The sequence below is a fragment of the Gordonia shandongensis DSM 45094 genome (assembly GCF_000423025.1).
Taxonomy (GTDB): Bacteria; Actinomycetota; Actinomycetes; order Mycobacteriales; family Mycobacteriaceae; genus Gordonia; species Gordonia shandongensis.
Genome location: NZ_AUHE01000011.1, coordinates 81,058 through 107,380, shown reverse-complemented (window position 1 = coordinate 107,380; position 26,323 = coordinate 81,058). Strand labels below are relative to the sequence as shown.

At 68.1% G+C, this 26,323-nt stretch carries 24 protein-coding genes and 1 tRNA gene; 10 read left to right on the top strand and 15 right to left on the bottom strand.

The genetic code is table 11. The features are described 5' to 3' along the window. Positions 1-2 precede the first annotated feature (2 nt). Positions 3-1,499, bottom strand: a complete 1,497-nt coding sequence (locus G528_RS17230) for a DUF222 domain-containing protein (RefSeq protein ID WP_342663117.1) — start codon at positions 1,497-1,499, stop codon at positions 3-5. Positions 1,500-1,725: 226 nt separating this feature from the next. On the opposite strand from G528_RS17230, the gene G528_RS0110940 reads away from it, so the two are divergent. From G528_RS0110940 to G528_RS0110930, 3 genes are all read left to right on the top strand, one after another. Then, the gene (locus G528_RS0110940; protein WP_026919004.1) at positions 1,726-2,424 is read left to right on the top strand and encodes an MBL fold metallo-hydrolase; all 699 of its coding nucleotides are present in this window, start codon (positions 1,726-1,728) and stop codon (positions 2,422-2,424) included. Between the two features lie 134 nt (positions 2,425-2,558). Beyond that, positions 2,559-3,281, top strand: coding sequence for a DoxX family membrane protein (locus G528_RS17225; RefSeq protein WP_035719732.1), 723 nt, complete (start codon positions 2,559-2,561; stop codon positions 3,279-3,281). A gap of 126 nt (positions 3,282-3,407) precedes the next feature. Continuing rightward, complete coding sequence (locus G528_RS0110930; protein WP_026919003.1) at positions 3,408-5,723, top strand: HelD family protein; 2,316 nt, start codon at positions 3,408-3,410, stop codon at positions 5,721-5,723. Between the two features lie 54 nt (positions 5,724-5,777). Here the strand turns inward: G528_RS0110930 and G528_RS0110925 are convergent, their stop codons facing one another. Further along, complete coding sequence (locus G528_RS0110925) at positions 5,778-6,221, bottom strand: universal stress protein (RefSeq protein WP_026919002.1); 444 nt, start codon at positions 6,219-6,221, stop codon at positions 5,778-5,780. Positions 6,222-6,319: 98 nt separating this feature from the next. Beyond that, the gene (gene uvrB / locus G528_RS0110920; RefSeq protein ID WP_026919001.1) at positions 6,320-8,473 is read right to left on the bottom strand and encodes an excinuclease ABC subunit UvrB; all 2,154 of its coding nucleotides are present in this window, start codon (positions 8,471-8,473) and stop codon (positions 6,320-6,322) included. A gap of 115 nt (positions 8,474-8,588) precedes the next feature. On the opposite strand from uvrB, the gene G528_RS0110915 reads away from it, so the two are divergent. From G528_RS0110915 to coaE, 4 genes are all read left to right on the top strand, one after another. Next, positions 8,589-9,050 carry a VOC family protein gene (locus G528_RS0110915; RefSeq protein ID WP_051198680.1) on the top strand — a complete coding sequence of 154 codons (462 nt, stop codon included), beginning with the start codon at positions 8,589-8,591 and terminating at the stop codon, positions 9,048-9,050. A 150-nt stretch (positions 9,051-9,200) separates the two neighbouring features. Beyond that, complete coding sequence (locus G528_RS0110910) at positions 9,201-9,725, top strand: ribonuclease FAU-1 family protein (protein WP_026918999.1); 525 nt, start codon at positions 9,201-9,203, stop codon at positions 9,723-9,725. 70 nt (positions 9,726-9,795) lie between these two features. Further along, positions 9,796-10,611 carry an LppU/SCO3897 family protein gene (locus G528_RS0110905; RefSeq protein ID WP_026918998.1) on the top strand — a complete coding sequence of 272 codons (816 nt, stop codon included), beginning with the start codon at positions 9,796-9,798 and terminating at the stop codon, positions 10,609-10,611. Between the two features lie 28 nt (positions 10,612-10,639). After that, positions 10,640-11,581, top strand: a complete 942-nt coding sequence (gene coaE / locus G528_RS0110900) for a dephospho-CoA kinase (protein WP_211220628.1) — start codon at positions 10,640-10,642, stop codon at positions 11,579-11,581. A gap of 9 nt (positions 11,582-11,590) precedes the next feature. On the opposite strand, the gene dmpG is transcribed toward coaE, so the two are convergent. The 3 genes from dmpG to G528_RS0110885 form a co-directional block, all read right to left on the bottom strand. Further along, positions 11,591-12,628, bottom strand: coding sequence for a 4-hydroxy-2-oxovalerate aldolase (gene dmpG / locus G528_RS0110895; protein ID WP_026918996.1), 1,038 nt, complete (start codon positions 12,626-12,628; stop codon positions 11,591-11,593). Next, positions 12,625-13,584, bottom strand: a complete 960-nt coding sequence (locus G528_RS0110890; RefSeq protein WP_026918995.1) for an acetaldehyde dehydrogenase (acetylating) — start codon at positions 13,582-13,584, stop codon at positions 12,625-12,627. The genes dmpG and G528_RS0110890 overlap by 4 nt, the downstream gene beginning before the upstream one ends. 62 nt (positions 13,585-13,646) lie before the next feature. Then, the gene (locus tag G528_RS0110885; protein ID WP_084638161.1) at positions 13,647-14,444 is read right to left on the bottom strand and encodes a 2-keto-4-pentenoate hydratase; all 798 of its coding nucleotides are present in this window, start codon (positions 14,442-14,444) and stop codon (positions 13,647-13,649) included. 80 nt (positions 14,445-14,524) lie between these two features. Between G528_RS0110885 and G528_RS0110880 the strand changes: the two genes are divergently transcribed. Then, a complete protein-coding gene (locus G528_RS0110880) occupies positions 14,525-15,292 on the top strand; it encodes an IclR family transcriptional regulator (protein ID WP_026918993.1) in 768 nt (255 codons plus the stop codon). A 72-nt stretch (positions 15,293-15,364) separates the two neighbouring features. Here the strand turns inward: G528_RS0110880 and rpsA are convergent, their stop codons facing one another. After that, on the bottom strand, positions 15,365-16,837 hold the full coding sequence (gene rpsA, locus G528_RS0110875) for a 30S ribosomal protein S1 (RefSeq protein ID WP_026918992.1): 1,473 nt from the start codon (positions 16,835-16,837) through the stop codon (positions 15,365-15,367). A gap of 254 nt (positions 16,838-17,091) precedes the next feature. On the opposite strand from rpsA, the gene G528_RS18045 reads away from it, so the two are divergent. Together G528_RS18045 and G528_RS0110865 are read left to right on the top strand one after the other, a co-directional pair. Beyond that, positions 17,092-17,733 (top strand): 2'-5' RNA ligase family protein, encoded by a 642-nt coding sequence (locus G528_RS18045; RefSeq protein ID WP_051198678.1) that lies wholly within the window; start codon positions 17,092-17,094, stop codon positions 17,731-17,733. Beyond that, positions 17,730-18,554 (top strand): class I SAM-dependent methyltransferase, encoded by an 825-nt coding sequence (locus G528_RS0110865; protein ID WP_026918991.1) that lies wholly within the window; start codon positions 17,730-17,732, stop codon positions 18,552-18,554. Before G528_RS18045 ends, G528_RS0110865 begins: the two co-directional genes overlap by 4 nt. Here the strand turns inward: G528_RS0110865 and G528_RS0110860 are convergent. The 8 genes from G528_RS0110860 to G528_RS0110825 form a co-directional block, all read right to left on the bottom strand. After that, positions 18,551-18,844, bottom strand: coding sequence for a YrhK family protein (locus tag G528_RS0110860; protein WP_026918990.1), 294 nt, complete (start codon positions 18,842-18,844; stop codon positions 18,551-18,553). The two genes, G528_RS0110865 and G528_RS0110860, sit on opposite strands and share 4 nt — an antisense overlap. Then, on the bottom strand, positions 18,841-19,593 hold the full coding sequence (locus tag G528_RS0110855) for an amino acid ABC transporter ATP-binding protein (protein WP_026918989.1): 753 nt from the start codon (positions 19,591-19,593) through the stop codon (positions 18,841-18,843). Before G528_RS0110855 ends, G528_RS0110860 begins: the two co-directional genes overlap by 4 nt. A 35-nt stretch (positions 19,594-19,628) precedes the next feature. Further along, positions 19,629-20,585 (bottom strand): amino acid ABC transporter permease, encoded by a 957-nt coding sequence (locus G528_RS0110850; RefSeq protein WP_026918988.1) that lies wholly within the window; start codon positions 20,583-20,585, stop codon positions 19,629-19,631. Between the two features lie 4 nt (positions 20,586-20,589). Continuing rightward, positions 20,590-21,492 (bottom strand): ABC transporter substrate-binding protein, encoded by a 903-nt coding sequence (locus G528_RS0110845; RefSeq protein WP_026918987.1) that lies wholly within the window; start codon positions 21,490-21,492, stop codon positions 20,590-20,592. A gap of 142 nt (positions 21,493-21,634) precedes the next feature. Next, positions 21,635-22,714, bottom strand: coding sequence for an isocitrate/isopropylmalate dehydrogenase family protein (locus G528_RS0110840; protein ID WP_051198676.1), 1,080 nt, complete (start codon positions 22,712-22,714; stop codon positions 21,635-21,637). Positions 22,715-22,719: 5 nt separating this feature from the next. Further along, positions 22,720-25,398 carry a DNA polymerase I gene (gene polA, locus G528_RS0110835; RefSeq protein WP_425402231.1) on the bottom strand — a complete coding sequence of 893 codons (2,679 nt, stop codon included), beginning with the start codon at positions 25,396-25,398 and terminating at the stop codon, positions 22,720-22,722. A 178-nt stretch (positions 25,399-25,576) separates the two neighbouring features. After that, positions 25,577-26,176, bottom strand: a complete 600-nt coding sequence (locus tag G528_RS0110830; protein WP_026918984.1) for an ANTAR domain-containing response regulator — start codon at positions 26,174-26,176, stop codon at positions 25,577-25,579. 65 nt (positions 26,177-26,241) lie between these two features. Next, positions 26,242-26,323, bottom strand: a tRNA-Leu gene (locus G528_RS0110825).

The window sequence follows — 26,323 nt, the reverse complement described above, 5'->3', positions numbered from 1 at the left end:
CATCACAGATTTACCCGGCTGCAACAGTACGCGGGACCTCCGACAATCATGATCTCGGCGGTGGGTGGGCATTCGGCACCGGGAGCAGTTCTGCGTGGTGGATGGTGTTGAGCTGCCACCGGTGGGGGCTCCCGGTTGCCGGTCGCCAGTGGACGCGTCCGGTGTGGGGGCCGGTGGCCGCGATGCGGGTTTCCCATTGGCCGGGTGCGGTGCCGACGGTGCGGTTGTGGCTGCCGCAGGCCGCCCCGAGGTGGTCGATGTCGGTGGGGCCGCCGTCTTGCCAGTCCGGAAAATGGTGGGCTTCGGTGCGGGCGAAGGGTGCCGGGCAGCCGGGGGGCGGTGCAGCCGCGGTCCCGCGCGAAGAGCATCAACCGTTGGGCGCGGGAGGCCAGGCGGCGCCCGCGTCCGAGGTAGAGGGGTTCGCCGGTGGTGTGGGCGAAGACCGCCAGGTGTGGGGTCGCTTCGGCGGCCAGGCGCACCAGTTCGCTGATCGGTACTCGTGTTCCGGTGGCGGTCAACGCGATGCCGGCGTGGGCGGCCAGTTCCGCGTCGGTGATGGTGACGACGAGTTCGGAGCGCAACGACCCCGACGCCGGGGCGGCACTGTGGGAGCGGGCGAGGATCAGGAGGGCGTGCAGGGCGTCGTGGTTGCGTTGCATCGGGGTGCGGTCATCGCGCTCGGCCGCCGCAGCCACCACGGCCGGGTCGGCCGATTCGACGGCTCCGGTCGGGGAGGCGGGATCATCGGGGTTGTTCATACCCGGGGCGGCCCAGGACTGGAGCATGATCTCGAGGTCGGCCCGCAACCCCGGGGTGAGCCGGGTGCGCAGGGTGCTCATCAGCTGTCGGTCTTGGGGCATCAACGCCAGACCGCGCAGGCGGCGGCGGTCGCGGTCGTCGGTGAGCTGCCCATCAGGATCCAAATGCGCCAGCAGACGCACACCGGCGGTGCGGACCCCGGCGGGAGTCAACGTGCGGGCCACGGCCGCCAGCTGGGCTTCGGCACCCTCGCGGGTGGTCTCGTCGACCGCGGCCGGGATGCGGGTCAAGACGGCATCGATTTCCAGGACGTGATCGACCCCGATCGCCCCGTCAGCAACCGCATCGGCCGTCGCGGGGCACCGCGGAGACAGGGTTTGACCTTGCATGCTGGTGAATCGTCCGATCGCCGCGGCGGCGACCCGGCGACGCCTCGCCGCGCCGTCACCGACCCGCAGACCACCGGACAGATAGGAGTGCAACGACAGGTAGCCGGCTGTGCGGTAGGCGCCTCGGTCGGAGATCTCCACCAGCACGGCCGCGTCGGCGGCGTCGAACCGGCGTCGCGCCTGCTCCAACGACTCGGCGGCCGTCAGTAGCTCGCCCTCGGTGGATGCGGCCAGCGGTAGTGCGGCGAGTTTCACGGCGACCGCATTCGCGACGGCGGCCAGGGCGATCGGATCATCGGGCAGCAGGGCGTCCAGGTCGGGTGAGGTCGGCGTGGCGATGATCGTCGTCACGACCCTCACCCCCTAGCGTGTTCCTGCAGCTCATCGCTGCTATTGAAGCTGTGACACGACACTAACAAGAGCCTCCGACAAAACGGCCCCGCTGCCATCCAAGACCCCCTGCTGTCCAAGACCCCCTGCTGTCAAAGACCCCCTGCCGTCCCAGACCCCCTGCCGTCCAGGATCCGCTTACATCAATGCCGGCGAGCCGTCTCCTCGACGTGGCTAGCCTGAAGGCATGAGTACACAGGTCACCCTCACAGACGATTACACCGGCGACGTCACCCCCGATCCAGACCATCACGGAGCGCGCGCCCAGCGTCGAGTCCTCGACAACGCGACCATCGTCAAGATCTCGGTCGGCCCGATGGACAACAACGTGTACGTGATCACCGACACTGCGACGGGTGATGCTCTCCTGATCGATGCGGCCAACGATCCGCAGACCATCCTGGCGCTGCTCGACATCCTCCCCGGGAACGTCCGCCAGATCGTCACCACGCACGGCCACTTCGACCACTGGCAGGCTCTTGAGGAGGTGCACCGCGTCCTGCGAGTGCCGACGGCCGTCGGCGAGGCCGACGCCGATGAGCTCCCGCTCGACCCCGACCGCGTCCTGACCGACGGCGACACCGTCGACGTCGGCGATCTGACGCTCGACGTCATCGGGATCCCCGGTCACACTCCGGGATCGATCACCCTCGTCCTCACCGAGGAGTCCGGACGGACCCACCTGTTCACCGGCGACACCCTGTTCCCCGGCGGAGTCGGCAAGACATGGCAGCCCGGTGACTTCGAGACCCTGCTCGACGGAGTGACCGGCAAACTCTTCGACCGGTACGGCGACGAGACCATCGTCTATCCCGGGCACGGCAAGGACACCCGGATCGGTGTCGAACGACCTCATCTCGACGAGTGGCGGAAGAGGGGCTGGTGACATTCGGCGTCCCCGCCGGACGTTGCCGGTAGCGTGGATCGTGACGGCGTGTTCGCTCCCGCGGTCAGCGGTTCGCGATGCTCTCGGGGGTGAGCGCCTCGTCTTTCGTTCTCCGAGATGAAAGGCCGAAATCCATGCTGCTCCGCACCATCGCCCGTCCGCTCCTGGGGACCGCGTTCGTCGCGTCCGGGGTCGACGCCCTCCGTGCGCCCGCAGGCCCCGCCCGGGTGGCGGAGCCCCTGCTCGATTCCGTCCCGGCGGAGTCCGAGACCGTCATCCGTGCCGCCGGCGCCGTCCAGGTGGCGGCCGGCGTCGCCCTGGCCGCGGGCAAGGCTCCTCGACTCTCGTCAGCCGTCCTCGCCGGCACTCTGGTTCCGACCACGGTGTTCGCAAGTGACTTCTGGAACGAGACCGATCCCGCGCTCAAGAGCGCGAAGCGGTCGGAGTTCGTCAAGAACCTCGGACTGCTCGGTGGTGCGCTGATCGCCTCGGCCGACACCGAGGGCCGCCCCTCCCTCGGTTGGCGTGGCCGTCGCCGACTCGAGAGCGCGCGTACCTCGGTGGTCGACGCCCTCCCGTCCGGTGCACAGCGCCAGTCCGCGTGGGACGACGTGGCCGAGCGAACCTCACAGTGGGCCGGTACGGCAGCGGATCGGGCCCAGGACGTCGCCGACCAGGTCGCCGACCGCGCGCCGGAGGTCATCGACACCGTGCGCGACCGTGCCGGCACATTCGCCGACCAGGTGGTCGACCGGGCTCCGGAGGTCGCCGATCGCGCGCGGGATCTGGCCGAACGCGCCGGTGAGGAGACCGCTGTGCGGACCCGCCGCTGGCGACGAGCCCTCGCCGATCGCTGAGCTGACATTCACGGGGCCGGACGACTTCCGGCTCGGAACGTCACACCGGGGTCTGCGCCGATCACGGCGCGGACCCCGGTCTTGTGACGAGCCCCGGGGATTGAACGCCGGTACCATGGAGCGACTGTGACAGCGCCAACGCCGAAGAGCGACGACTCCCCCGGTACCGATCCGCGGACCGGTGAGGAGCAGACACACCTCGACACCGTCTACGGGCGACTCGACCGCATGCGGGCCACCACCCGTCGCCGACTCGACGAGACCCTGCGCGAATCGGCCGGGACACCTCAGGCCCTCTCCGAGCGAGAGTCGTACGAACGGCTGTACAGCGAGGAACTCGTGAAGATCGATGCGGCCGAACACAATCTGTACTTCGGCCGCCTCGACATCGACGGTGAGGACGAGCCCCGCCGCATCGGGCGAATCGGCATTCTCGACGACGACGCCGCCGACACGACACTGCTGCTCGACTGGCGTGCACCGCTGGCACGCCCGTTCTATCTCGCGACGCCGGCCTCCCCCGAGGGCGTCGAGCGCCGTCGGCATGTCCGCACTCGGTCCCGGCGTGTTCGCGGAGTGTCGGATGAGTATCTCCGCTCCGGCCGCATCGACGATGCCGACGACACGACGGCGAATGTGGTGAACGAATCGGCGTTGGTCGACGCCCTCAACGCCGCCCGGACCGGCGAGATGACCGACATCGTCGACACCATCCAGCGCGAACAGGACCAGATCATCCGATCCCCGCACCGCGGGGTCACCGTGGTGCAGGGCGGACCGGGGACCGGGAAGACCGCTGTCGCCCTGCACCGCGCGGCGTATCTCCTCTACACGTACCGTGACCTGCTCGCCCGCAGTGGAGTCCTCATCATCGGTCCCAACACCGACTTCCTGAACTACATCGGCCAGGTGCTTCCGTCGCTGGGTGAGACGGGGGTGCTGCTCTCGACGATCGGCGACCTGTTCCCCGATGTCCGCGCTCGCGGTCGGGATTCGCGCGCCGCCGTGGCCCTCAAGGGGGACCCGAGGATGCAGTCCGTTCTGCGTGCCGCGGTCCGGGCGCGTCAATCGCTGCCCCCACGCGGGTTGTCGATCACGTTCGACGGCTACGACCTGCCCATCGCCCCCGAGATCGTGAAGACCGCCCGCGCGCATGCCCGGTCGACGCGGCGGGCCCACAACCTCGCTCGCCGCGCATTTCTCCGTGCGGCGCTCGACGAGCTCGCCGCGGTTCACGCTCACCGGGTCGGGGCGGACCCGCTCGACGGCGGTCAACTGTTGACGCCCGCCGATCTCGAGGACATCCGCGTCGAGCTGGAGGCCGATCCCGGTGTCACCGAGGTGCTCGGACGGTTCTGGCCACAGCTCACGCCGCAGGGACTGCTGCGCGATCTGTTCGCGGACCCCGCATTCCTCCGCAGGGCGACCCGCGGATGGACCGATGACGAGCGGGCGGCGCTGTTCCGCGAAGCGCGTCCGCTGGCCGACGACGCCGACGTCTCCCCCGCAGATGTTCCGCTGCTCGACGAGCTCGCCGAACTGATCGGTTACCGCACCGACGAGGCCGACCGGCTGACGCGCAGCCGGTGGCGGCAGCGGCTCGCCGACGCCCAGGATGCGCTCGACATCCTCACCGGCTCGGCGCCGCAGGACCTCGAGGACGATCTGGATCCGGAGATCCTCATGGCGTACGACCTCATCGATGCCGAGCAGCTCGCCGAACGTCAGGAGCACGTGGACCGCCGAACCACGTCCGAACGCGCCTACGGGGATCGGACGTGGACTTTCGGTCACGTGATCGTCGACGAGGCCCAGGAGCTGTCGCCGATGGCGTGGCGCATGGTGATGCGGCGGATTCCGAACCGGTGGATGACCGTGATCGGTGATACCGCGCAGACCGGGGACGCCGCCGGAACGGATTCGTGGGAGGCGGTCTTCTCCCCGTATGTGGCCGACCGGTGGCGGTTGCACGAGTTGACGGTCAACTATCGGACCCCGTCGGAGATCACCCGGTACGCGAACCGTGTGCTCGATTGGATCGACCCGGGACAGACGCCTCCGGAGTCGCTGCGGTCGAACGGGATCGAGCCGTACGCGGTTCCGGTCGCCGACGACGGTGATGCCGCGTCGACGGCGGTCCGCATCGCGACGCAGATCCGCGAACCCGGGTTGACGACGATCATCGGGTCCGACGAGGGGGCTGCCGCGGCGCTGCGGGCGGCGTCGGCGTCGGCTGTCGATGTGAGCGTTCACGCGATCACCGCGGCCAAGGGGCTGGAGTTCGACACGGTGATCCTGCTGGAGCCGGCCGATCTCATCGCCGAGTCACCGCGGGGGTACAACGACCTGTACGTCGCGCTCACGCGTGCCACCCAGCGGCTCATCGTCGTCCACGGCCGGGCGTTGCCACCGGATCTCGCCGACATGCCCGCGCACGGCTGACCGCCGGCCCTCGCAACCGACTGGCGGGAGGACCGGCGGTGGGACTCCGCGTTTCTAGGTGGTGTGGACGATCAGCACGTCACATGCGGCCTTGCGCGCGACGTCTGCCGGCACCGATCCGAGCAGGCGCCCGGCGATCGAGTTGAGTCCCTTGTTGCCGACCACGAGGAGGTCGGCCTGGGTGTCGACGACCAGCTGGAGGAGCGCGTCGACCGGCGCGCCCTGCACCGCTCGCTGGACGACCTTCGCAGCGCCGGCACCGACGGCCCGCTCTTTCGCGGTCCGGAGGATCTCCTCCGTGGGAGACGACCCCATGACCTGGTAGGCCTCGTCGCGGAGCGTATCGGTGGCCGCGCTGGCCGCCTTGCCGTCATTCGGGAAGTAGGCGCAGGCGATCACGAGCGTCGCATCGCCCGCGATGGCGCCGGCGCGTTCGACGGCCTTCATCGACGACTCCGAGCCGTCTGTACCGACCACGACCGTGGTGTAAGCGCTCATGCTTCTAGGTCCCTCCAAACGTGAAGTGAGCAGCGCACCCGACTCCCGGGAGCGCGATTCCTCGTCATGAAGATACCCCGAATGTCTCCTGCTCTGGGTCACTTGATCCCAGCGGCGTCCATTCCACGCAGTTCCTTCTTCAGGTCGGCGATCTCGTCGCGCAGTCGGCCGGCCAATTCGAACTGCAGGTCCCGGGCCGCATTCATCATCTGATCGGTGAGCTGCTGCACCAGATCCGCCAGTTCGGCCCTCGGCATCGACGATGTGTCCCGCTTCTCGATGACGCCCGCCGATGCGGCGGTCGAGACCTCACCCTGTGCGCGTCGGCCGCGGCTCGCGTTGCGTCCGGATCCGCCGACGTCGACGGCGTCTTCGGCTTCGGCGTACACCTGGTCGAGAATGTCGGCGATCTTCTTACGCAGGGGCTGCGGGTCGACGCCCATTCGGGCGTTGTACTCGATCTGTTTGGCCCGCCGACGATCGGTCTCGTCGATGGCGCTCTCCATCGCCTCGGTGATCTTGTCGGCGTACATGTGGACTTCGCCGTCGACGTTGCGCGCCGCACGCCCGATCGTCTGGATCAGTGACCGCGTGCTGCGGAGGAATCCCTCTTTGTCGGCGTCGAGGATCGCCACCAGCGACACTTCGGGGAGGTCGAGTCCCTCGCGGAGAAGGTTGATGCCGACCAGGACGTCGTAGTCGCCCGTCCGGAGCTGCCGCAGCAGTTCGACTCGTCGCAGCGTGTCGACCTCCGAGTGCAGATAGCGGACCCGGATGCCGAGTTCCAGCAGATAGTCGGTGAGGTCCTCTGCCATCTTCTTGGTCAGCGTCGTCACCAGGACCCGCTCGTCCTTCTCGGTGCGTTCCCTGATCTCGTGCACCAGATCGTCGATCTGTCCCTTGGTCGGCTTGACGACGACCTTCGGATCGAGGAGTCCGGTCGGCCGGATGACCTGTTCGACCACCTCGCCCCCGGCCTGCCCGAGCTCGTAGTCTCCCGGCGTCGCCGACAGGTAGACGGTCTGTCCGACGCGGCCCTCGAACTCGTCCCACGTGAGGGGGCGGTTGTCGACGGCGGACGGGAGGCGGAACCCGTAGTCGACGAGATTGCGTTTGCGCGACATGTCGCCCTCGTACATCGCCCCGATCTGCGGGACCGTCACGTGCGACTCGTCGATCACCAGCAGGAAGTCGTCCGGGAAGTAGTCGAGCAGCGTTGCGGGCGCCGACCCCGGTCCCCGCCCGTCGATGTGCCGCGAATAGTTCTCGATGCCGGAGCAGAAGCCGACCTGTCGCATCATCTCGAGGTCGTATGTGGTTCGCATGCGCAACCGCTGGGCTTCGAGCAGTTTCCCCTTCGCCTCCAGGTCGGTGAGGCGTTCGGCGAGTTCGGCTTCGATGCCCTCCATCGCCGCGGCCATGCGTTCGGGCCCCGCCACGTAGTGGGTCGCCGGGAAGATCCGCAGGTTCTCGACCTGCCGGACGACGTCGCCGGTGAGCGGATGCAGGTAGTAGAGCGCCTCCACCTCGTCGCCGAAGAACTCGATCCGAACCGCCAGTTCCTCGTAGGAGGGGATGATCTCGACGGTGTCACCGCGCACACGGAAGCTGCCGCGGGTGAATGCGGTGTCGTTGCGGGTGTACTGGACGTCGACGAGGAGGCGGAGCAGCGCGTCGCGGTCGATCGTGTCCCCGACCGACATCTCCACCGACCGGTCGAGGTACGACTGCGGGGTGCCCAGGCCGTAGATGCACGACACGGACGCCACCACCACCACGTCCCGTCGGGAGAGCAGGTTCGACGTCGCGGCGTGCCGCAGCCGCTCCACGTCGTCGTTGATGGAGCTGTCCTTCTCGATGTACGTGTCCGTCTGCGCGATGTACGCCTCAGGTTGGTAGTAGTCGTAATACGAGACGAAGTATTCGACGGCGTTGTTCGGCAGCATCTCCCGCAGCTCGTTCGCCAACTGCGCTGCGAGGGTCTTGTTCGGCGCCATGACCAGTGTCGGACGCTGGACGCGTTCGATGAGCCAGGCGGTGGTCGCCGATTTACCCGTGCCGGTCGCCCCCAGGAGCACCACATCGCGTTCGCCCGCGACCAGGCGTCGCTCCAACTCGGCGATCGCCGTGGGCTGGTCGCCCGCCGGCTCGTATTCGCTGACCACCTCGAAGGGTTTGTCGGTGCGCTGGATCTCGCCGATCGGGCGGAACTCGGACTGCGCGATGACCGGTTTCTCCGCAGGAAATGCCATACCTCCACAGTAGACGCGGGTACCGACAGATCCGCTCGCCCCGATCTGCTCGGCCGGGCCGTGCCCGGCGGCGAACGCGCGTACTGTCGCATCCACCGGCAGACAGGAGATCCAGATGCATCCGCCGCACGGCACGTCCGGCGATCGACGGCCGCCCGTGATCTCCGCCGTCACCCTCGGCGTCCGCGACGTCGCTCGATCGACCGAGTTCTACGTCGACGGCCTCGGCTTCCGGCCGATCAGCTCGGTTCCCGACGAGATCTCGTTCGTCCAGGCCGGGCACGGACTGCTGCTCGCCCTCTGGAACATCCGATCGATGCCGCAGGAGTACGGGGACGTCGCCCACGGCCGGTCGGGGCCACCGGTCTCGTTGGGGCACAACGTCGATCACCCCGACCTCGTCCACGCGCTGTTCGACGCGGCGGTCGCGGCCGGAGCCACGGTGGTGAATCCGCCGAGTCGGCAGAGTTGGGGTGGGGTGAGCGCGTGCGTCGCCGATCCGGACGGGTTCCGCTGGGACTTCGTCCACAACCCCGGGTTCGCAGTCGCCTCCGACGGCACCGTGATCTCGGTCTGACGGGACAGCGGCCAGACGGGACAGCGATCTGACGGAACACGGGGTCCGGCGTGACGCCTGCCCGACGAAGACGAGGCCCGGTCAGACCTGACCGCTTTGCACATCCCTCGAACGCGACCGTCGTCCGCCCCGACATGCCACGCTGAGGACATGGCCGCCGATCTGCATCCCCCGAAGCGGGAGGTCTTCGACCCGCCGGCGATGACGAACACCGACAACAAGGGCATCGTCCGCGCCGTCGAGGAGTTCCGGAGCACCGACTACGGCCTCTACATGTCCCGGACGGCCGATCATCGGCGGTTCCATCACCTCGAGAGCTGGCTGCTCCCCACACTCGGGTTGCGGGCCAACATCTTCCACTTCACGCCGGGACATCGCTCCGACCAGCGCCTCTACCTCGACGTCGGTCGGTTCTCCGGTCCCGACGAAGACGGCCGCTGGCACGCCGTCGACTGGTACCTCGACCTCGTCGACCGTCCCGGTCGGCCGTTGCAGCTGGTCGACGTCGACGAACTCTTCGAGGCGCACGCCGCTTCGCTCCTGTCGACGGTCGATGCCGAACAGGCCGTACGGATCGCGACCGTCGCCCTCGGCGGGGCCGAACGGGCCGGCGACGTCCAGTCCTGGCTCGACGAGCAGATCGGCGAGCGTCTGCACTGGTTGGACCGCACCTGACGGAGCGCTCGGCCGGCCGACGTGTCACACTTCGTCTGATCCGTCGCTCTCCGTAGAAGGTGCCATCACGATGACCACTCCCCCGCCGCAGCAACCGCCGAACCAGCCGGGCGGCCAGTTCCCGGGCGGCCAGTTCCCGGGCGGGCCGGTGCCGCCGCAGGGGCAGTTCCCCGGCGGCCAGTTCCCGGGCGGCCAGTTCCCGGGCGGCCAGTTCCCGGGCGGCCAGTTCCCGGGCGGGCCGGTGCCGCCGCAGGGGCAGTTCCCCGGCGGCCCCGTGCCGCCGGCTCCCCGGGGACCGCAGAACGGAAGGAATCCGCAGAAGAACCTGCTGACCGTCGTCATCGGCGTGGCCCTGGTCCTCGTCGTCGCGATCGGCGGCGTCATCGTCTACACCATGAACCGCGATGACGACAGCGGAACCTCGGTCGACTCCAGCCCCGTCGGATCGTGCATCACGGTGAGCGGGTCGTCGATGGACGTCGAGACGGAGGCCGTCGACTGCGCGGACTCCACGCCGTCGTTCATCGTCGGCGCCGCACTCCCGACGAAGTACCTGTGCGAGTCGGCCGGATACAGCTACTACGTGTCCGAATACGGCAGCGACGCCAGCGACGACGTGTCGTGCCTGATCCCGAACTACCGGCAGGGAACCTGCTACAAGGAGTCCTCGTTCTCGTTGAAGGTCGAACTCACCACGGTCGACTGCTCCAAGCCGTCCGGCATCGCCTCAGCCCACTTCAAGGTCACCGAGCGCGTCGAGAGCACCGATGTGCCGAACTGTTCCGACGAGGCCACGCAGAAGCCGCTGACCTTCACCATCGCAACCGATCCGCAGCGTCAGATCGGGTTCTGCGCGGAGACCCTCGGCGACTACACCTGGCAGTGATCGACCTCGGGTCTGACACACTGGACACGTGATCAGAGTGGGGCTCACCGGCGGCATCGGTGCCGGGAAATCGACCGTGGCGACGACCTTCATCGATCGGGGTGCCTATCACGTCGACGCCGACCGGATCGCGCGCGAGGTCGTCGAACCGGGCACCCCGGGTCTCGACCGCCTCGTCGACGCCTTCGGTTCCGAGATCCTGGGGCCTGACGGCGCGCTCGATCGGCCCGCGCTGGCCGCGCGGGCGTTCGTCGACGACGAGAGTCGGGCACTCCTCAACTCGATCACCCATCCGTTGATCGGGGCCCGAACCCAGGAGCTCACGGATGCCGCACCGGCCGATGCGATCATCCTGCACGATGTGCCGCTGCTCGTGGAGGGCCACATGGCGCCCTTCTACCACCTGGTCGCCGTGGTGCACACGGACGCCGACGTCCGCCTTCGCCGTCTCGTCGATCTGCGCGGGATGGACGCCGAGGACGCGCGAGCACGGATCACGGCGCAGGCCACCGACGAGCAGCGTCGCGAGGTCGCCGACATCTGGCTCGACAACTCCGGCACCCCGGAGGAGCTCGCGACGCAGGCGCGCACGGTATGGGAGGAACGCCTGATCCCGTTGCGCGACAACGTCGCCGCGGGGGTCCCTGCCGCCCTGCCGACGCAGGTCCGCGACTACGACCCCGACTGGGCGGTTCTCGGCCGGCGGGTCGTCGCGAGGGTGTGGGCGCTGCTCGGCGCGAACGCCTCCGCGGTCGAGCACGTCGGCCCGACATCCGTGGTCGGTGGCCGCGCCGCGCCGGTCATCGACGTCGAGGCGACGGTCGCCGATCTGGGCGTGGCCGACTCCGTCGCGGACTCCCTCACCGCGGGCGGTTTCCCGCGTGCGGAGTCGTCGGGTCCCGGCCGTCTCCACATCAGCGCAGACGCCGACCGCCCGGTTCGAGTTCGACTCCGGGCGGTCGGCGTCTGAGCAGGCGCGTCAGGCGACGTCCTCGCCGTCGCGCTCGGCGACGAGGGTCAACGCGATGTCGACGATCATGTCCTCCTGGCCGCCGACGAGGCGACGTTCGCCGCAGACCGTGAGGATGTCGCGGACGTCGAGGTCGTAGCGCTCCGCAGCGGCTTCGGCGTGCCGTAGGAAGGATGAGTAGACGCCCGCGTAGCCGAGCGTCAGGGTCTCCCGATCGACTCGGACGGGACGGTCCTGCAGCGGGCGCACGATGTCGTCGGCCGCGTCCTCGAGACGATTGAGGTCGCAGCGATGCTCGAATCCCGAGAGGTTCGCGACGGCGATGAACGGTTCGATCGGGCAGTTGCCGGCGCCCGCGCCGTGGCCGGCCAGCGAGGCGTCCACCCGGTACACCCCGTTCTCGACGGCGACGACGGAGTTCGCCACCGAGAGAGACAGGTTCTCATGGGCGTGGATGCCGATCTGCGTGCCCGGGTCGAGCACATCGCGGTACGCCTTCACTCGGGCTTCGACGTCGCGCATCGTGAGTCGGCCGCCCGAGTCGGTGATGTAGACGCAGTGAGCGCCGTACGACTCCATCAGCTTGGCCTGCTCGGCCAGTGCGGCCGGTTCCGACATGTGGGACAGCATCAGGAACCCCGAGACGTCCATGCCGATCTCGCGGGCCGCGGCGATGTGCTGGGCGGCGACGTCGGCCTCAGTGCAGTGCGTGGCGATGCGGACCGAGCGCACACCGAGATTCCAGGCGTGTTCGAGTTCCTCGACCGTGCCGACGCCCGGCAGCAGGAGCGTCGTGAGACGCGCGTTCTCCAGGACGTCGGCGGCCGCCTCGATCCACTCCCAGTCGGTGTTCGATCCCGGGCCGTAGTTCACCGACCCGCCGGCGAGACCGTCGCCGTGCGCCACCTCGATGGCGTCGACGCCCGCCTCGTCGAGGGCCTTGACGATGCGCTGGACGTCATCGGTGCTGATCTGGTGCCGGATGGCGTGCATGCCGTCGCGGAGTGTGACGTCCTGAACGAAAATGGGCGTTCCCGTCGAAGTCATGCGGTGGCCTCCTGCTCTTTGAGCGCCGCGATCCGCTCCGCGTACTGCAGACCGGCGGACGTCATGATGTCGAGATTGCCCGCGTAGGCGGGCAGGTAGTGTGCGGCGCCCTCGACTTCGAGGAACACCGAGACCTGGTGGGTCGGCTCCGATTCCGGATCCTGTTTCATCAGGGTGTGCACCGTCGCGCCCTCGCCGATCTCGGTGATCTGCACCTTCTGCTTGAGCCGGTAGCCGGGCACGTAGGCCGAGACGTCGGCGACCATCTTCTCCACCGAGTTGCGGATGCGTTCCTGCGTGTCCAGGTCGGGGGCGTCGACGAGCGCGTACACGGTGTCGCGCATGATCAGCGGCGGCTCGGCCGGGTTCAGGATGATGATCGCCTTGCCGTTCCGCGCACCGCCGACGTCACGGATGGCGCCCGAGGTGGTCTCGGTGAACTCGTCGATGTTGGCGCGGGTGCCGGGGCCCGCCGATTTCGAGGAGATCGATGCGACGATCTCGGCGTATGCGACCGGCGCGACCCGGGAGACGGCCGCCACGATCGGGATCGTGGCCTGACCGCCGCACGTCACCATGTTGACGTTCTGCGCGTCGAGGTGGTCGTCGATGTTGACCGCGGGCACCACGAACGGGCCGATCGCGGCCGGCGTGAGATCGATCAGCCGTTTACCCAACGGCTGCAGGATCGACGCGTTGTGCTCGTGGGCCTTGGCCGACGTCGCGTCGAAGACGATCTCGATCTCATCGAAGTTCGGCAGTGCGAGGAGCCCCTCGACGCCTTCGTGGGTCGTCGGCACGCCGAGACGCTCGGCGCGCGCCAAACCGTCGGAGTCCGGGTCGATACCGACCATCGCGCCCATCTCGAGATGCTTCGCCGTGCGGATCACCTTGATCATCAGATCGGTGCCGATGTTGCCCGATCCGATGATGGCGACCTTCGTCTTGCTGCTCATCGCTGTTCTTCCTTCATCTGACTCTTCCTGCCTGGTGTGGGGACGCCCGTGCGGTGCGGCGGTCACGAGAACCGCGCACCGACCGATCCGAGGCCGCCGATCTCGACGGTCACCTCGTCGCCGGACGCCAGCGGCCGCATCGGACCGAGGGCTCCGGACAGGATGACCTGTCCGGCACGCAGCGGTTCACCGAAGTCACGGGCCGCCTTCGCCAGCCAGGCGACCGCGTTGAGCGGATCACCGAGGCATGCGGCGCCGGTGCCGGTCGAGACCTCCTCGCCGTTGATCACCATCGACATCGTGGTGTCGACGGGATCGAATTCGTCGAGGGTCTTGCGGACCGTTCCCAGGACGTAGACCCCGGAGGAAGCGTTGTCGGCCACGGTGTCGGCGAAGGCGATGTCCCATCCGTCGATCCGGCTGTCGCAGATCTCGATGGCCGGAACCCCGTAGGCGACGGCGCCCCGGATCTGTGCGAGACCGAGGTCGCCGTCCGCCAGGTCCTCACTCAGGACGAAGCCGATCTCCGCCTCCGCTTTCGGCTGGAGCAGCGTGTCGGTGGGGACCAATGCGCCGTCGTCGTACGCCATGTCGTCGAAGAGGACCCCGAAGTCGGGCTGATCGACACCCATCTGCTGTTGGACGGCGTCGGAGGTGAGGCCGATCTTTCGGCCCACGATCGTGGCGCCACCGGCCACGCGGCCCGCCGTGAGCCGTTCCTGGACTCGGTAGGCCGCCGGCAGATCGACGGCTCCGATCAGGTCGCGCACCGGTGCGCAGGCCTGACGGGTGCGGAGCGCGGTCAACAGCCGCTGGGCCGCCTGCTCCTCGGCGACGTCGCGGTCGGTGGTGGAAGTCATGGTGACCATGGTCACCGGCGTCGAGGAAAGACGAAAGAACATCGTCTCACTCAGCGATACGCTCCGCGTAGTGTGGATGCATGACCAGTGAGGCGGGCACTCCCGACACCGTGATCGGCAAGGTGGTGCTGATCCTGCGCGCCTTCACGGTCGACGACTCCGAACTCCCCCTGGCCGAGTTGGTTCGCCGAACGGGCCTCCACAAGGCCACCGTGCACCGACTCGCCCGCGAACTCGCCGACGTCCGCCTCCTGGACCGCACCGATGCCGGGTACCGACTCTCCGGCGGTCTCTTCGAACTCGGCATGCTCGCCTCGGTGGAACGCAGCCTGCTGGAGATCGCGATGCCGTTCATGCAGGACCTCTACACCCGCACACGCGAGACCGTGCACCTCGGCGTCCTCGACGGCCACGAGGTCGTCTACGTCGCCAAGATCGGCGGCCACCGCTCGGCCACCGCGCCGTCGCGTACAGGCGGCCGAATGCCCCTGCACTGCACTGGAATCGGCAAGGCCCTCCTCGCCCATTCCACCTTCGACCTTCGACGCGACGTCCTGTCCGGCGACCTGATCCGACGAACTCCGCGGACCATCGTCGCTCCGGGCATGCTGAGCAGGCAGCTCGACGCCGTCCGCGAGAACGGCGTCGCCTTCGAATACGAGGAGTCGGCGCTCGGGATCGCGTGTGTCGCCGCCCCCGTCCTCGACGTCGGGACCGACGACGCCGTCGCCGCCATCAGCATGACCGGGCCGCTGAACCGCTACCGGCCCGAGGCCCACGCCGACGCCGTCCGTGCCGCCGCCGGCGGAATCGCCGCCACCCTGCAACGCCGCGCCCTCCTCCGCTGAGCGGGCGAACCAGACAGCGGTGCCCCGGAACCGAAGTTCCGGGGCACCGTGGTCTAGCGGGCTAGAAGCGGATCAGGCGTTGCCCGACAGCTTCTCGCGCAGCGCGGCGAGCTGCTCGTCGCTGGCCAGCGAGCCGCCCGACTGAGCGGGGCCGCTGCTGGTCGCGGGTGCAGCCTGCGCCGCCCCCGTGCTCGACGAGTAGTCGCTCGGAGCGTTCTCCGCCTCGGCTGCAGCCGCAGCGAACTTCTCGATCTGAGCGGTGTGCAGCTTGTGGCGACGCTCGGCCTCGGCGTAGCGGGCCTCCCACTCCTGCTGCTGCTGCTCGTAGCCCTCGAGCCACTCGTTGGTCTCGGCGTCGAAGCCCTCGGGGAAGATGTAGTTCCCCTGGTCGTCGTAGCTGTCGGCCATACCGTACTTCGAGGGGTCGAACTCCTCGGTGTAGTCCTCGTTGGCCTGCTTCAGCGACAGCGAGATGCGACGGCGATCCAGGTCGATGTCGATGACCTTGACCATCGCGTCGTCGCCGACCGAGACGACCTGATCGGGAACCTCGACGTGGCGCTCGGCCAGCTCCGAGATGTGCACCAGACCCTCGATGCCCTCCTCGACGCGGACGAACGCACCGAACGGCACCAGCTTGGTGACCTTGCCCGGCACGATCTGACCGATCGCGTGGGTGCGGGCGAACTGACGCCACGGATCTTCCTGAGTGGCCTTCAGCGACAGCGAGACGCGCTCACGATCCATGTCGACGTCCAGGACCTCGACCGTGACCTCGTCGCCGACGGTGACGACCTCGGACGGGTGGTCGATGTGCTTCCAGGAGAGCTCCGAGACGTGCACCAGGCCGTCGACGCCGCCGAGATCGACGAACGCACCGAAGTTGACGATCGACGAGACGACGCCCTTGCGGACCTGGCCCTTCTGCAGCTGGTTGAGGAACTCGCTGCGGACCTCCGACTGCGTCTGCTCGAGCCATGCGCGACGCGACAGAACGACGTTGTTGCGGTTCTTGTCGAGCTCGATGATCTTGGCCTCGACCTCCTTGCCGATGTACGGCTGCAGGTCGCGGACGCGGCGCATCTCGACCAGCGAGGCGGGGAGGAAGCCACGCAGGCCGATGTCGAGGATCAGGCCGCCCTTGACGACCTCGATGACGGTGCCCTTGACGGCCTCGTCCTTCTCCTTGAGCTCCTCGATCGTGCCCCAGGCGCGCTCGTACTGAGCACGCTTCTTCGACAGGATCAGGCGGCCTTCCTTGTCCTCCTTGGTGAGAACCAGGGCCTCGACCTCGTCGCCGACGGTGACGACTTCGTTGGGGTCGACGTCATGCTTGATCGACAGTTCACGAGACGGGATGACTCCCTCGGTCTTGTAACCGATGTCGAGCAGGACCTCATCGCGGTCGACCTTGACGATGGTGCCTTCGACGATGTCGCCATCGTTGAAGTACTTGATCGTCGAGTCGACGGCGGCGAGAAAATCCTCGGCCGTGCCGATGTCGTTAACGGCGACTTGCGGCGAGGTGATGGTGGGGGACGACATGTGTTGAGTAGCTCCGGACAGGCATCTAGTAGGTACAGGGTCCAGGCAGAGCGCTCGGATGCGGAATCGGTATTCGAATCGTCGCTGGCTGTGCCCGGTTTCTTGCATCAGGCGCACCGACGGTGATCAGGCCCCCGGCGGCGCTGTGCGGACGCGTCGCGCACACACGTGACCAAGCGTACTACCCTGGGTTGGCCTGCACAAACGCGACCCACACGCGGTCCGCGCGCCGACCACGACGAGGTGACGATGCGATGGCGCACTCGATCGAGATCCTGATGGATCCGGACACCGAAGCCGCGGTGCGCGCCGAGTGGACGGTCCTCGACGACCTCGTCGGACGACCCTCCCGGCCGGCCGCCCATCGACCCCACTGCACGCTGGTCGCCGGATCGGCGATCACGCCCCGGCTGGACCGTCTGACCGGAAGGATCGCCACAACGATGCTGCCGATCCCGCTGCGACTGGGCCCGCCGGTGATCCTCGGCGGCGGCCGACGCGTCACCCTCACCCGTTCGGTGCTCCCCTCCCGAGCGCTCATCGCCCTGCACCACGCCGTCCACGACGCCTACGTCGACGGCGTGACCGACGCGTCACCGCACTGTGCGCCCGACCGGTGGACTCCCCACGTCACGCTCCTTCGGCGTCTGTCTCCGACAGAGATTCGACGCCTGTCTCCGACAGGGGTTCCGGCGGCACTCGAGCGGCTCGGCGCCCCACCGGACGAGAGCTCCGCGAATCGCGACGGCCGCGCGATGGCGCTGCGACGATGGGACGGCGACGCGAAGACCGACATCGTGTTCCACGCGCGTGACACGGTGACAGGCGTGTCGCATGACACGGTGACAGGCGTGTCGCGTGACACGGTGACCATGGATGGAAAGGACCTCCGGTGACCTCCGACCCGCGATCCCCGCGCCTCCTCGGTGCGATCGACTCGGCCACCAGTGAGAACGCGAGCCGCCACTGGTGGGACACCGAAGCCGACGAGTACCACGAGGAACACGGTTCATTCATCGGCAACACCACCCCCGGCGGCGAGTTCGTGTGGGGTCCCGAACGGTTTCGTGAGGACGACGCCCGACTCCTCGGCGACGTCGCCGACCGTGACGTGCTGGAGATCGGATGCGGTTCGGCCCCGTGTTCGCGGTGGCTCACATCGCAGGGCGCCCGCGCGATCGGCCTCGACGTGTCGATCGGGATGCTCAGCCACGCGGTGACGGCGATGGCGCAGGACCCCGAACCGGTCCCCCTCGTCCGGGCCGGTGCCGAACACCTCCCGTTCGCCGACGAATCGTTCGACATCGTGTGCTCGTCGTTCGGCGCCGTCCCGTTCGTCGCCGACTCCGCGCGCCTGATGGCGGAGGCGGCTCGCGTCCTTCGCCCCGGCGGCCGCTGGGTGTTCTCCACCAACCATCCGATGCGGTGGATGTTCCTCGACGATCCCGGTCCGGACGGGCTGGTCGTCCAGATGTCGTACTTCTCGCGCACGCCGTACTCCGAGACCGACAGCGACGGATCGGTGACCTACGTGGAGCACCACCGCACGATCGGCGACCGCGTCCGCGAGATCGTCACGGCAGGCCTGATTCTCGAGGACATCGTCGAACCCGAGTGGCCCGACGACCTGGACGCGGAGTGGGGCCAGTGGTCGCCGCTGCGCGGCGGTTACTTCCCCGGGACGGCGATCTTCTGCTGCCGCAGACCCCGCGCCTAGAAGTCACCGTCGGACTCCACGGCCGGCTCGGGCGCCAAGCGTTGCAGATGAACATGCCGTACCAGCCGGATCACCGGCCTGATCAGCATCTCGACACTCCCGATGACGAACAGCCACGTCCCCGCGAACACGGTGTCGTCGGAGAAGAAGAGGAAGCTCCCGATCAGGAACCAGACTCCGATCAGGACATCGTTGGCGATGCTCAACGCCTCGTAGCGGCGCCGAATGATGATCTCTTCACGACCGAGCCGGACGACGAGCGTCCGATTGCGGTCCTCGGCCCCGGTCACAGCAGTTTGGAGAGGAACTCGCGAGTCCGCTCCTGCGTCGGATTCGACAACAGGTCGCGCGGGTCGCCCTTCTCCACCACGACACCGCCGTCCATGAAGACGAGTTGATCGGCCACCTCGCGAGCGAAGCCCATCTCATGGGTGACGACGAGCATCGTCATCCCCTCGGACGCCAGCGTCCGCATCACCGCGAGCACGTCGCCGACCAGCTCCGGGTCGAGGGCCGATGTCGGCTCGTCGAAGAGCATCAGCTTCGGGTCCATCGCAAGGGCGCGGGCGATCGCGACACGCTGCTGCTGCCCACCGGACAGTTGAGTCGGGTACGCGTCGGCCTTCGCGCGCAGACCCACCTGACTCAACAGGTCGAGGGCCCGCTCGGTGGCCTCGTCCTTCGACTTCCCGCCGACGAGGATCGGCGCCTCGATGATGTTCTCCACGGCGGTCCGGTGCGGAAAGAGGTTGAAATGCTGAAACACCATGCCGATGTCACGCCGCTGACGGGCCGCATCGCGCGGGCTCATCTCGTACAGCTTTCCGTCGCGTTCGCGATAACCGATGAGGTCGCCGTCCACCAGCAACCGTCCCGCGTTGACCTTCTCCAAATGGTTCACACAGCGCAGGAAGGTCGACTTGCCCGACCCCGACGGCCCGATCAGGCAGGCGACCTCGCCGCGCTGAACGTCGAGCGAGACACCGGTCAACACCTGCAGTGCCCCGAAGTTCTTGCACACGCGGTCCGCCGAGACCATCGGCGTCCGGTCACCGGCCGTCGAATTCGCCTCTGTCACTTGCCCTCCTCGACGACGGTCCTGTTCGCTGCGGCGAGGGCCTTCAACTGACTGTCGGACAGTTCTCGCGACGAGCCCCGCTCATAGTGCTTCTCGATGTAATGCTGTCCGACCATCAGGATCGACGTGACCACCAGATACCACGTCGAGGCCACGAGCAGCATCGGGATCGGCTGGAAGTTGACTCCCGAGATGTCGCCCTGCCGACCGAACAGCTCCAGGCTGAACGGCACGGCCGTCACCAGCGACGTGGTCTTCAACATGCTGATGACCTCGTTGCCCGTCGGCGGGATGATCACCCGCATCGCCTGCGGCAGCACGGTGCGCCGCATGGTCTGCCACCACGACATGCCGAGGGCGACCGATGCCTCCATCTGGCCCTCTCCCACCGACGAGATCCCCGCGCGCACGATCTCGGCCATGTAGGCGGCCTCGTTGAGCGCCAAACCGATCACCGCGAGGAAGAAGACGTATTTGAGGCTCAGCTCCTGAATGTCGATCGTGATCGCGGTCGGGCCGAACGGGACGCCGACGTCGACCGTCTGATACAGCGATCCGACCAGTCCCCACAGGGTCAGCTGCACGAAGACCGGGGTTCCCCGGAAGATCCAGAGGTACACCCATGCGGTCCAGCTCAACACCCTGTTGGACGACATCCGCATCACGGACAGCAGGACACCGAGAACGACACCGATGACCATCGACAGCACGGTGAGCGCGAGGGTGTAGCCGACACCGGACAGGATGCGCCGCTCGAACAGATACTTGCCGAACGTGTCCCAGTGGTAGGCGGAGTTGGTCGCGGCACCGTAGACGAACAATCCGGCCAGCACCAGGACGATCACTGCGGCGACCCACTGCCCGGGGTGCTTCAGCGGTACCGCCTTGATGGGTGCCGGCCCGTCCGACTCCGTGTCGTCCCCGCGGGAGCGATCTGGATCTGCTGTCGTCATCGGATCAGTCCTCCGCCCCGTTGATCACCGATCGCTGAATCATTCCGGCTTCCACTCCCCAGTGCGTGGCGATCGCCTCGTACTGGCCGTTGTCGATGAGGTATTGCAATGCGTCGCGAAGGGCGGGACCGAGCGACGACCCCTTGACGACCGGCCAGCCGTAGGGTGATGCGTCGTACAGCGGGCCGACCTCCTCGATCTGTCCCTCGGTCTTCTTCACCGCGTACGCCGTCACCGGCGAATCCGCGGAGAACGCGTCGACCTGTCCCAGCAGGACGGCGTTGACCGCCTGATCCTGGGAGTCGAACTTGACGATCTTGATGGCGTCCTCGCCCGCCCGCACACACGCGGCGCTCTTCGCCGGCAGTTCTTCGATGTCCTCGACGGTGGTCCGCTGCACACCGACCCGCAGGCCGCAGGCGTCATCGGGGTCGATGTCGCGACCGGCCTTCTGCGCCCACCGGATGCCCGCACTGAAGTAATCGACGAAGTCGACCTGCCGCTGGCGTTCCACCGAGTCGGTGAACGACGACATTCCGACATCGAAACTGCCGCTCTGCAGCGCCGGGATGATCTTGGCGAAGTCGGACTCGACGTAGACCGGCCGCACCCCGAGGACCTGGGTGACTGCGTTCATCAGGTCGACGTCGAAACCGATGATCTCGCCGTCGCGGTTCTTGAACTCGTTCGGCTGATACGGCGGGTTCGTTCCCACGCGCAGCCGCCCGGAGGACCGCACCCCGGCGGGCAGCAACGCCGCGATCTCGGGCTGTTCGTCGACCGTCAGCGTCAGCGGTCGGGTGTCGAATGCGGACTCGTCGACGACGCAGCCGGTCAGCAGTGATCCGCCGAGTGCCGCGGCCGCCGCGAGCATCCCGGCGCGCATGCGGAATGTGGCCTTCCGCATCGGCTCACCTCCGTCGTCGTTTGACCGCCGTCGTCGTTCGACCGCGGTCCGTCGTGGCCCGCCCAGCGTATGAGTTCAGATCATCGAGTATGACCGATTCGGATCTCCCCGCCTGCGCGCGGGGCGGTCGACGAGTTCTGCGTCAGCCGACTTCGCTGAGTGCGGCGCGAACGGCCGCCCCGACGTCCGCGGTCGTCGCGGCACCGCCGAGATCGGCGGTGCGCGCACCGTTCGCCGACGCATGCGCCACCGCAGCGTCGATCGCGTCGGCCGCGGCTGTCACGCGATGCTCACCCGTGCGGTCGCCGTGCCACCGCAACAGCATCGCCACCGAACCGATCATCCCGACGGGATTCGCGATGCCGCGGCCGGCGATGTCGGGCGCCGCACCGTGGACGGCCTGCGCCATCGCCCGCGCCGACGAGGCGTTGAGCGACGGTGCCGATCCCAGCGATCCGGACAGCTCGCCGGCCAGGTCGGAGAGGATGTCGCCGAACAGGTTCTCGGCGACGATCACATCGATGGCGTCGGGGCTGCGCACCAGCAACGCGGCCATCGCATCGACGTGCTGTTGGCTCACCCGCACATCCGGGTACCGCCGGGCGACGTCGAGACAGACGTCACGGAACAGTCCCGTCGTCAACCGCAGGACGTTGGCCTTGTGGACGATGGTCACGTGCCCGCGCCGTCGGCGTGCGGCTTCGAACGCCTCGACGGCGATGCGTTCGGTGGCCGCCCGGGTGACGACGCCGATCGACATCGCCACGTCGGGCGTCGGCATGAACTCGCCGGCGCCGACCGCCATGTTCCGGTCGGCGTACAGACCCTCGCTGTTCTCCCGCACCACCAGCACGTCCATCGACGGTGTCGTGGCCGGAACACCGGGCAGTGCGCGCGCCGGACGCAGGTTCGCGAACAGATCGAACCGGGTGCGAAGCAGTGCTCCGGGCGGTGGCGTTCGCAGCTGATCGGGATAGGAGGCGCTGTCGTGCGGGCCGACCACCCACAGGGGAGTCTCGGCGAGGCCGTCCAGGGTCGTCTGCGGTACCGGTGCACCGTGGGATGCGATCGCGTGGCCGCCGAAGGGCAGGTCGACCCGGTCCACGACGATCCCGTGCGGTTCGAGGGCCGCGGCCGCGACCTCGACGGCGACCGGGACGACTTCCGGTCCGATGCCGTCCCCGGCGAGCACGGCCAGCGGCAGGTGATCGTCAGCAGTCATGGGCGTCAGTGTGCCGCGTCGTCCCAGCTGCGGCCGTATCCGACCGAGACCTCCAGCGGCACCGACAGTTCGATGGCGCCGCTCATCTCGTCGCGGACCAGCGCCTCGACCGCGTCACGCTCACCGGCGGCGACCTCGATGACCAGTTCGTCATGCACCTGCAGGAGCATTCGAGAGCCGAGACCGGACTCCCCGAGACGCCGCTGGACGTTGATCATCGCGACCTTGATGATGTCGGCGGCAGTGCCCTGGATCGGAGCGTTGAGGGCCATGCGTTCCGCGGACTGGCGGCGCTGGAAGTTGTCGGAGTTCAAATCCGGCAGGTACCGCCTGCGGCCGAGGAGCGTCGCGGTGTAACCGTTGGTCCGCGCCTCCTGCACGACGTGGTGGAGGTAGTCGCGCACTCCGCCGAACCGGTCGAAGTACCGCTCCATCTGCTCCTTGGCCTCCTCCCGACTGATCCCCAGTTGAGCGGCCAGACCGTAGGCCGACAGCCCGTACGCGAGGCCGTACGACATCGCCTTGACCCGTGACCGCATCTGGGCGTCGACCTGGTCGACCGGGACGCCGAAAGCACGTGAGCCCACGAAATTGTGCAGGTCCTCGCCGGTCCGGAAGGCCTCGATCAGGCCCGCATCCTCCGAGAGGTGGGCCATGATCCGCATTTCGATCTGCGAATAGTCGGCGGTCATCAGACTCTCGAACTCCACCGACTCGCCCCGCGGAGCCACGATGAACGCGTGCCGGATCTGTCGGCCGGCCTCGGTCCGGACCGGGATGTTCTGCAGGTTGGGCTCGGTCGACGACAGGCGCCCGGTGGCCGCGACCGTCTGGTTGAACGTGGTGTGGATGCGTTGATCGACGGCGACGGTCTTCTGCAATCCCTCCACGGTCACCCGCAGGCGGGTGGCGTCACGATGCTCGAGCAGGAATTTGAGGAAGGGATGCTCGGTCTTCTCGTACAGCGAGGTGAGGGCGTCGGCGTCGGTCGTGTACCCGGTCTTGGTCTTCTTGGTCTTCGGCATGTCGAGCTTGTCGAAGAGCACCGACTGCAGCTGTTTCGGCGACCCGAGGTTGACCTGCTCGCCGATAACCTCGTACGCCGATTCGGCGGCGTCCCGCACCCGCTGGGCGAACTCCCGCTCGAGATCGTCGAGATGGTCGGTGTCGACGGCGATGCCGGCGGCTTCGAGGTCGGCCAGGACGAACGCGAGCGGCAGTTCCATGTCGCGCAGCAGGGAGACGCTGTCGATCCGATCGAGTTCGGTGTCGAGGGTGTCGGCCAGTTCCGCGACGGCAGCCGCGGACAGCATCAACTCGTCGGCGGCACGGTGAGCGTCGGCGTCGGCGTCGAGGAGGGACAGCTGCCCGTCGTCGTCGCCCGCATCCTGGGCGGCGAGCTCGCGCCTCAGGTACCGCAGGGTGAGGTCGTCGAGTTGGAATGTCCGCTGCCCGGGTCGGACCAGATACGCCGCGAGAGCCGTGTCGGACGTGACCCCCGACAGGGACCACCCGCGTCCACGCAGCGCATGCAGCGCCCATTTGACCTCGTGGAGGGCCTTCGGACGCGATGCGTCCGCCAGCCATGCGCCGAGGGCGGCGTCGTCGGCCGCGGTCAACACGGTGGGGTCGATGTGCGCCGCCTCGCCGTCGGCCGCCGCGATCGCGATCGCCTCCACGTCGCTGCCGACGACCCGGTGCGGCGCGGCGATCGCGAGCCCGCTGCGCCCCTCCCCGACGTGGTCGGCGAGCCACGGTCCGACCTCCCCGGCGCGAAGGCGCGTCCCGGAGATCTCGAAGCCGGCGTCGGCCTCGGGTTCCACCGAGGTCAGGGTGGAGAACAGTCGATCGCGCAGCACCTTGAATTCGAGGTCGTCGAACAGCCGGTGGATCCGGTCGCGGTCCCACGCGTGCAGCGCCAGCTCATCGGGTCCGGACGGCAGGTCCATGTCGCGGACCATCTCGGTGAGCCTGCGGTTCATCTGGACGTTCGCCAGATTGGCGCGCAGTGCGTCGCCGACCTTGCCGCGCACCTCGTCGGCGTGGTGGACGAGTTCGGCGAGCGACCCGTACTCGCGGATCCATTTCGCCGCCGTCTTCTCCCCCACGCCGGGGATGCCGGGGAGGTTGTCGCTGGGATCCCCGCGCAGCGCCGCATAGTCGGGATACTGCTGCGGGGTCAGGCCGTACTTCCGCTCCACCTCGTCGGGGGTGAAGCGGGTCATCTCCGACACGCCCCGCTTCGGGTACAGGACCGTGATGTTCTCGTTGACCAGTTGCAGGGCGTCGCGGTCGCCGGTCACGATGTAGACGCGGTATCCCTGCTGATCGGCGGCCGTCGCCAGCGTCGCGATGATGTCGTCGGCCTCGAATCCCTCGACCGCCATGACCGGGATTCCCATCGCGTCGAGGACGTCCTTGGTGAGGTCGACCTGACCGCGGAACTCGTCGGGCGACTTGCTGCGCTGCGCCTTGTACTCCGGGTACATCTCGGATCGGAAGGTCACGCGCGAGACGTCGAAGGCTGCGGCGACGTGGGTCGGGTCCTCGTCGCGGAGCAGGTTGATGAGCATCGACGTGAAGCCGTACACCGCGTTGGTGGTCTGCCCCGTGTTGGTCGTGAAGTTCTCCGCGGGCAGCGCGAAGAAGGCCCGATAGGCCAGCGAATGCCCGTCGAGGAGCATCAGGGTGGGCTGGGTCGTGGATGCCTGGGTCGTGGATGCCCGGGTGGTCTTCGCTGCGCTCACGTGCACGAGTCTAGTGACCGACACCGACGGGGTCAGACGCAGACGGGGTCAGACGCAGACGGGATCAGGCGCAGACGGGATCAGGCGCAGACGGGATCAGGCGCAGACGGGCGAGTCAACCGCCGAGGGTCTCGACCACGATCTCTGCGACGGCCCGCATCGTCACCCGTCTGTCCATCGCGTTCCGTTGGATCCATCGGAACGCTTCGGGTTCGCTGAGGCCTCGCGAGTCCATCAGGAGTCCCTTGGCGCGGTCGATCAGCTTTCGCGCGTCGAGGCGGTCGGCGAGGTCGTCGATCTCGGCTTCGAGCGCCGTCAACTCGCGGTAGCGACTGAGGGCGAGTTCGATCGTCGGCACCAGGTCGGCCTGGGTGAAGGGTTTCACCAGGTAGGCCATGGCGCCGGCGTCGCGTGCCCGTTCGACGAACTCGCGCTGGCTGAACGCGGTCAGCATCACGACGGCGGCCAGCCGACGGCGGGCGATCTCGCCGGCGGCGTCGATCCCGTCGCGCACCGGCATCTTGACGTCCATGACGACGAGGTCGGGGCGGAGCCGCTCGGTGAGCTCGACGGCCACCTGCCCGTCTCCGGCCTCGCCGATGACGTCATAGCCCTCCTCGCGGAGCATCTCGACGAGGTCGAGCCGGATGAGGGAGTCGTCCTCCGCCACGACGACGCGCATGGGGCCGCTCGTCGTCTCGGTGCGATCGGTCATCGCTGTCGCTCCCCCGCTCTGCCGGCGTATGGGTTCCCGGCGTATGGGTTCCCCTGTCGGGTGGGTGCCCCGGGCCGGACTCGAACCGGCACCTCCTAGGAGACCGCATTTTGAGTGCGGCGCGTCTGCCTGTTTCGCCACCGGGGC